Genomic DNA, 1,906 nt, shown 5'->3' with positions numbered 1-1,906 from the left:
ACAGGCTATGGGAAAACCTCAATATGGGAGTGATTTATATAGTTTAGGGGTGACTTGTTTATACCTGCTAACCCAAGCCAGTCCGTCAGATTTATATGACCCCTTAGAAGCACAATGGGTGTGGCGGGAGCATTTAAATGGCAATCATGTGAGTGATAAATTAGGCGAAATCTTAGACCGTTTGGTTGAGACAGTCTTTAAAAAACGCTATCAATCTGTAGCGGAAGTTTGGGAAGATTTACGGCGATATTATGGGAAATCGCCCAACCCAACAAGTCCTCAAACCGTCATCCCAGAGACTGTTAAACAGACTCCCAATACAACTGGCAAACCGGTAACCCAGAAGTTTGAATTTGATATCGTTACGGTCAATTCAATGGGTCGAGAAATTAACCGTCGTCCCGGTCAGGCTGAATGTATTATCGAAGACCTGGGAAACGGTGTAACCCTGGAGATGGTGCTAATTCCGGGGGGAACCTTTATCATGGGTGCGCCGAGTGGTGAAGCTGGAAGTTCTAATACTGAAAGACCCCAACATCGAGTCACGATTAAACCCTTCCTCATGGGGAAATATCCGGTTACCCAAGAACAATGGCGACAAGTGGCTAGTTTCCCCAAACTCCAACGGGACCTGAGCCTAGACCCCTCAAGATTTAAAGGATTAAATCTTCCCGTTGAAAGAGTTTCATGGTATTATGTAATCGAGTGGTGCGCCCGCCTCTCGAAAAGAATCGGCAAACCCTACCGATTGCCCAGTGAAGCCGAGTGGGAATATGCAGCCCGCGCCGGAACCACTAGCCCCTTTCACGTCGGTGATACGCTGACGACGGGTCTCGCCAACTACAATGGCAACTACACCTATAGCTCGGGACCGAAGGGAGCCTACCGCGAACAAACCACCCCCGTCGGCAAATTTCGACACGCCAACGCCTTTGGCTTGTATGGTATCCACGGGAATGTTTGGGAGTGGTGTGCTGACCCCTGGCACGACAGCTACACTGGTGCGCCCTCGGATGGTGGTGTGTGGGATGGTAACGATAATCCTTCTCAAAACCCTGTTGAACGTTTAGTCAAGCTTTTGAAAAACGAAGAAAGGCGCGTGCTGCGCGGCGGTTCGTGGAGCAGCCATCCCGGAAACTGCCGTTGTGCCTTCCGCCACTGGCTCGTCCCGGACTTCCTCGGCAGCAACTACGGTTTTCGGGTGGCTTGTGCCCCCCCAGACTCTTAGCTCTTAGCGCTTTTGCGGTTTTGCCCTTTACCCTGCTAGCCATTTAGCCTTTTAAGCGATCGCAGCGAGCCATTTTTTATATTGCCCCAATTTTACACCATAAATCTGGATTTGTGTGTAAAGAAATGTTAAATTTAAATTGCCCGAGTGTAAACAACAACGATGTCCAGCCCCGAATTACCGATTATTCAGAATGTAGGTTGGGTGAAGCGCAGCGAAACCAAACTTCCCCCGGCGAAACCGGGTTTCTGTGAAAAAGCGGGTTAATTTTCGTCATTTATAGTAATGTAGTATGTAGGTTGGGTGAAGCGCAGCGAAACCAAACTTCCCCCGGCGAAACCGGGTTTCTGTGAAAAAGCGGGTTAATTTTCGGCATTTATAGTAATGTAGTATGTAGGTTGGGTGAAGCGCAGCGAAACCAAACTTCCCCCGGCGAAACCGGGTTTCTGTGAAAAAGCGGGTTAATTTTCGGCATTTATAGTAATGTAGTATGTAGGTTGGGTGAAGTATGTAGGTTGGGTGAAGCGCAGCGAAACCAAACTTCCCCAGCCGTGATCAATCAGGTTTCTGTGAAAAAGCGGGTTAATTTTCGGCATTTATGGTAATGTAGTATGTAGGTTGGGTGAAGCGCAGCGAAACCAAACTTCCCCCGGCGAAACCGGGTTTCTGTGAAAAAGC

At 48.6% G+C, this 1,906-nt stretch carries 1 protein-coding gene; it reads left to right on the top strand.

The annotated features are described in order from the left end of the window. The coding region (locus ACTIE0_RS24085) for a formylglycine-generating enzyme family protein (protein ID WP_439517028.1) at window positions 1-1,228 on the top strand (1,228 nt) is incomplete at its 5' end. Between the last annotated feature and the right edge of the window lie 678 nt (window positions 1,229-1,906).

This window comes from Limnospira sp. (assembly GCF_051859755.1).
Lineage (GTDB): Bacteria > Cyanobacteriota > Cyanobacteriia > Cyanobacteriales > Microcoleaceae > Limnospira > Limnospira fusiformis.
The sequence above is the reverse complement of the archived record's forward strand: the minus strand, read 5'-3'. Positions and strand labels throughout refer to the sequence as shown.